Source organism: Martelella sp., from assembly GCF_984369615.1.
On record NZ_CFHTCS010000326.1, the window covers coordinates 1 to 4,817 of the forward strand.

At 64.4% G+C, this 4,817-nt stretch carries 5 protein-coding genes; 3 read left to right on the forward strand and 2 right to left on the reverse strand.

Features of this window, described 5'->3' with window-relative positions; translation table 11 throughout:
- Both AC5DC2_RS19390 and AC5DC2_RS19395 read left to right on the forward strand, forming a co-directional pair.
- Positions 1-768, forward strand: a 768-nt coding sequence (locus tag AC5DC2_RS19390; protein ID WP_491699652.1) for a pyridoxal phosphate-dependent aminotransferase, incomplete at its 5' end; no start/stop codon positions are given.
- A 126-nt stretch (positions 769-894) separates the two neighbouring features.
- A complete protein-coding gene (locus tag AC5DC2_RS19395; protein WP_024709080.1) occupies positions 895-2,034 on the forward strand; it encodes a transporter substrate-binding domain-containing protein in 1,140 nt (379 codons plus the stop codon).
- 3 nt (positions 2,035-2,037) lie between these two features.
- On the opposite strand, the gene AC5DC2_RS19400 is transcribed toward AC5DC2_RS19395, so the two are convergent.
- Positions 2,038-2,922 carry a LysR family transcriptional regulator gene (locus tag AC5DC2_RS19400; protein WP_024709081.1) on the reverse strand — a complete coding sequence of 295 codons (885 nt, stop codon included), beginning with the start codon at positions 2,920-2,922 and terminating at the stop codon, positions 2,038-2,040.
- A 99-nt stretch (positions 2,923-3,021) separates the two neighbouring features.
- On the opposite strand from AC5DC2_RS19400, the gene AC5DC2_RS19405 reads away from it, so the two are divergent.
- Positions 3,022-4,044 (forward strand): NAD(P)H-binding protein, encoded by a 1,023-nt coding sequence (locus AC5DC2_RS19405; protein ID WP_491699653.1) that lies wholly within the window; start codon positions 3,022-3,024, stop codon positions 4,042-4,044.
- 4 nt (positions 4,045-4,048) lie between these two features.
- Here AC5DC2_RS19405 and AC5DC2_RS19410 read toward each other — a convergent pair.
- The coding region (locus AC5DC2_RS19410; RefSeq protein ID WP_491699654.1) for a calcium:cation antiporter at positions 4,049-4,817 on the reverse strand (769 nt) is incomplete at its 5' end.

Here is a 4,817-nt window from a genome sequence, read left to right on the forward strand (position 1 = left end):
AAGGAAAACAATTACAAGCTGCAGGCCGAGGATCTTGAAAAGGCGATCACGCCCAACACCAAGTGGTTCATCTTCAACTCGCCGTCAAACCCGTCGGGCGCCGCCTATACCCATGACGAGTTGAAGGCGCTCACCGACGTGCTGATGCGCCACGAAAACGTCTGGGTGCTGACCGACGACATGTACGAGCACCTGACCTACGGAGATTTCGAATTCGTGACCCCGGCCCAGGTCGAGCCCGGCCTTTACGACCGCACGCTCACCATGAACGGCGTTTCGAAAGCCTATGCCATGACCGGCTGGCGCATCGGCTATGCGGCGGGTCCCGAAGTGCTGATCAAGGCGATGACGACGATCCAGAGCCAGCAGACCTCCGGCGCCTGCTCGATCGCCCAGTGGGCCTCCGTCGAGGCGCTGAACGGCACGCAGGACTTCATCCCCGAGCGCAAGGCCGCCTTCGAGAAGCGCCGCGACCTGGTGGTTTCCATGCTCAACCAGGCGACCGGCATCGAGTGCCCGGTTCCCGAAGGCGCGTTCTACGTCTACCCCTCCTGCGCGGGCCTGATGGGCAAGACCGCGCCGACCGGCAAGGTGATGGAGACGGACGAGGATTTCGTTACCGAGCTCCTGGAATCTGAAGGCGTCGCCGTCGTTCACGGCTCGGCCTTCGGCCTCGGCCCGAACTTCCGCATCTCCTACGCAACCTCGGAAGCCGAGCTGGAAGAGGCCTGCAACCGCATCCAGCGCTTCTGCGCCGCCTGCCGGTAGGCAAGCGATCTTTACGAGCGTCATGGGGGCGTGCCATCGGCGCGCCCCTTTTTCGTGGCGGTCGCGCTTAACAGGCAATGTCATTGGCGCTATAGCCGTGGTTGTCCACCACAGAGCCCGGATGTCATGAAACTGAGCGTCTTCTCCGTATCGAGCCTTTCCCTTGCCCAAGGTCTTTTCCGCCTTGTCGCCCTGCTGTTCCTTGTCTTCTTGGCCGGCGGCGTCCGGGCGCAGCAAGCGGCGGACGAGACGGGCGCAGCCGCCGCAAAGGCGCCGGTGGCGATCGGCGTCCACGCCGTTCCGCCTTTCGTGATGCAGGATCGGGATGGGTCATGGTACGGGCTCGGCGTCGACCTGATGAATGCGCTCAGCCGCAATCTGAACACCGACTATCGCTTCGTCGAGACCGATCCCGCCGACATGGTTGCGCGGGTTGCGGACGGGACGCTTGGCGCGGCGATCGGCCCCGTGCCGATCAATGCGCGCGACGAGGCGGTGATCGATTTCTCCCAGCCCTATTACAGCGGCAGCATCGGCGTTGCGCTCCGGCTCGTCGACCGGCTCGGGCCGCGCTTCATGCTGGAACTCCTGACCTCGCCGGCCTTTCTCTACATGCTCGGCCTGCTGACCGGCCCCGTCTTCATCATCGGCGCGTTGATCTGGCTTCTGGAGCGGCGGGCCAATCCCGAACAGTTCGAGCCGCGCCCCGCGCGCGGCGTCTTTTCCGGTTTCTGGTGGGCGACGGTGACGATGACCACGGTCGGTTACGGTGACAAGGCGCCGGTAACCTTTCTCGGCCGGCTTCTGGCCATGTTCTGGATGTTCGCGGCTCTGATCCTGGCGGCGATCACGACGGCGCAGCTTGCCGCGGGGCTGACCTCCTCGATCAGCACCAGCGCGATCGAGAGCGTCGGCGATCTCGGCGGCCTGAAGGTCGGAACGGTCACGGGGTCTTCGGCGGCCTCCGAACTCGACATCCTCCATGTCGCTCCGCATGACTATCCGGATCTGGATACCGGGCTTGCCGCGCTGAACCATGGCGAAATCGACGCCTTCGTCTATGACCGGGCGGCTCTGCAATGGGGGCTTCGCAACGAGTCCGGGCTCTATCTGGCCGGGCTTTCCTTCTCACAGCAGAACTACGGGCTGATCCTCCCGCAGGACGATCCGGCGCGCAAGGCGGTCAATATCGCCATCCTGTCGACGCTGGAGAGCGAGCAATGGCACCTGATCGTCGATCGCTACCTGCCGGCGGACGGGCGCTGACCGTCACCCGATATAGGCCTTGAGACCCGTCACCAGCGCATCGAAGGTCACCCGGCAGCGCGGAGAGCGGCGCAGGTCCTCGTGCATCACCACCCAAAGGGGCAGGCTGAGCGGCACCTGTCCCGCCAGCACCTCCTCAAGGCGGGGATCGCGCCGGCCTATCGGGGCCTGGCAGAAACCGAAGCCGCAGCCTGCGCGGATCGCCGCAAGCTGGGCGAGATTGCTGTCCGAGCGGAAGTCGAATGCCGGCATTTTCAGGTCGCCGAAGGCGTCCAACGCCTCGCGGATATAGACCAGCTCGTGATCGAAGCCGATGGTCGGGAGCTTTTCGACCTCTTCGAGCGTGCCGGGAGCGCCATGGCGCTCAATCACCTCCTTGCGGGCAAAACAGCCGATCGGGATCGTGCCGATATGGCGCACCAGCAACGCCTCCTGCTTCGGCTCCACCATGCGCAGCGCGATATCGGCCTTGCGCGCCAGCAGGTCCTCCACCGCGTCGGAGACCGAAACCTCGATGTCGAGCGCGGGGTGGGCCTCCATCAGGGGCGCCAGGATCTCGGGCAGAACCTCGATCGCGATGACATCGGAAGCGCTGATCCTGACGGCGCCGGCAACCGCGCTTCGGCTTTCCGATGCCGTGCGGCGGATTGCGTCGGCAGAGGCTGCCATGGCCTCGGCGAGGTGGCGCATGGCGCGCGCCGTATCCGTCGGTTCCAGCCCGCGCTGCGAGCGGGTGAACAATTGCTGCCCGGCTTCCGCCTCCAGCGCCTCGATATGGCGGCCGACAGTCGGCTGGGTCAGTCCAAGCCGGCGCGCGGCGCCCGAAAGCGTGCCCGTATCGAGCACCGCCAGCAAAGTGCGGTAATGGTCCCAACTCGTTTTCTCCATACAAATACGTATAGCATGGACACATTTTTATACAATTCCGTTGCAGGGTGATTTCGCCGATCATGGCTTCACTGAACAGAACGGCAAAGGAATGAACCGATGACAGAGACCAACTCCCGCAATGCGCTTGTGACGCGTCCGCTCGCCCTGATCCTCGGCGCCAGCGGCGGCGTGGGCGGCGCGGTCGCCGGAGCGCTCAGCCGGCGCGGCTATCGCATCCGCGCCATGAACCGCGATCCCGAAAAACAGGCGCGCAAATTCCCGGCCTATGAATGGGTGGCCGGTGATGCCATGGCGCTTTCAGATGTGATGGCGGCGGCCGAGGGCGCAACGCTCATTTTCCACGGCGTCAATCCGCCGGGTTATCGCAACTGGAAAAAGCTTGTCCTGCCCATGCTCGACAACACGATCACGGCGGCGAAGGCCAATCGCGCCCGCATCCTGTTCCCGGGTACGGTCTACAATTTCGGGCCGGACGCCCTGCCGGAGCCGGCGGAAGACAGTCCGCAGAACGCGACGACCCGCAAGGGCCGCATCCGGATCGAGGCGGAAGCGCGCCTCAGGGAAGCGGCCTGGAACGGCACGCAGGTCATTCTCGTCAGGGCAGGGGATTTTTTCGGCGGAGCCAGCGGGGCCAACAGCTGGTTCGGCCAGATGGTGAAGCCCGGCAGGCCGCTCCGTTCGGTTACCCGGCTGAGCGCGCCCGGCGTCGGCCACCAATGGGCCTATCTGCCGGATCTCGGCGAGACCTTCGCAGCACTCGATGCGCGCGCGAAAGAATTGCCGTCCTACGCCAATTTTCACTTTGAGGGGCATTGGGACGAGGACGGCAATCGCATGGCCGAGGCCATCCGGCGCGTGTCGGGAAGGGCGGATCTGCCCGTGCGGCCGTTTCCGTGGCTTCTGGTGCCCCTGCTTGCGCCCTTCGTTGCGCTGATGCGGGAAATCCTGGAAATCCGTTATCTGTGGCGTGCGCCGTTGCATATGAAGAACGACAAGCTGGCGGCCTTTCTGGGCCACGAACCGCACACCCCGCTCGATGATGCGATCGCAATTGCCCTGGAAGATCTCGGGGTGACGCTGCCGGCGGAAGACGGCGCAGGGCAGCCAAGCGCTGCCTGAGCCGTCAAAGCCCGAGAAAGGAGAGCATGATGAAGGTGGCAAACAGAACGAAATGGGTCATGCCCTCGATCGCATTGGTCTCGCCGTCACTGACATTGATGGCGGCGGCGACCAGGGTGATGGCGACCATGGTGATCTGAACCGGGGTCATGGCCATGGTGAAGGGCTGGCCGGTGAAAAGCGCGATCGCCTCGACCACGGGGACGGTCAGGATCACCGTTGACAGGGAGGCGCCGAGCGCGATGTTGACCACGGCCTGCATCCGGTTCTTGAGCGCCGCACGGAGCGCGGTAAGGATCTCCGGTCCGGCGGCGATCGCAGCCACCAGAATGGCCGTCAGCGCCAGCGGCGCGCCTGTGCCCTCAAGCCCGTCCGTCAGGAAGGCGGACATGAATTCCGCCAGGAGGCCGATCAGCGCCACGCCGACGAGAATCACGCCGACCGAAAGCGCCGTGGGCCCGTGTTCCTCCTCGTCCGCCGCGCTCTGCTCCGCGCCCTGGCGCATTTTCGGGTAGCGGTAGGAGAAGAAATAGCTGTGCTGCCCAACCTGCATCTTCAGGAAGACGGCATAAAGCGCCAGCATGGCGACGATGGTGAAGGCTGAATAATAGTGCCAGCTTTCCTTCGGCACGAAGTCGGGCACGATCATGGAGATGCCCATGGCCGTCAGGATCATCACTGAATAGGTGCGGCCGGAATCGTCGTTATAGGACTGTTCGCCGTGCTTCAGTCCGCCGAGGAGTGCGGCCAGCCCGAGAATGCCGTTGATGTCG

Excerpts from the sequence above, each read along its gene's own strand:
- AC5DC2_RS19395 (WP_024709080.1), top strand. The coding sequence starts at position 895 with ATGAAACTGAGCGTCTTCTCCGTATCGAGCCTTTCCCTTGCCCAAGGT.
- AC5DC2_RS19400 (WP_024709081.1), bottom strand. The coding sequence starts at position 2,922 with ATGGAGAAAACGAGTTGGGACCATTACCGCACTTTGCTGGCGGTGCTC.
- AC5DC2_RS19405 (WP_491699653.1), top strand. The coding sequence starts at position 3,022 with ATGACAGAGACCAACTCCCGCAATGCGCTTGTGACGCGTCCGCTCGCC.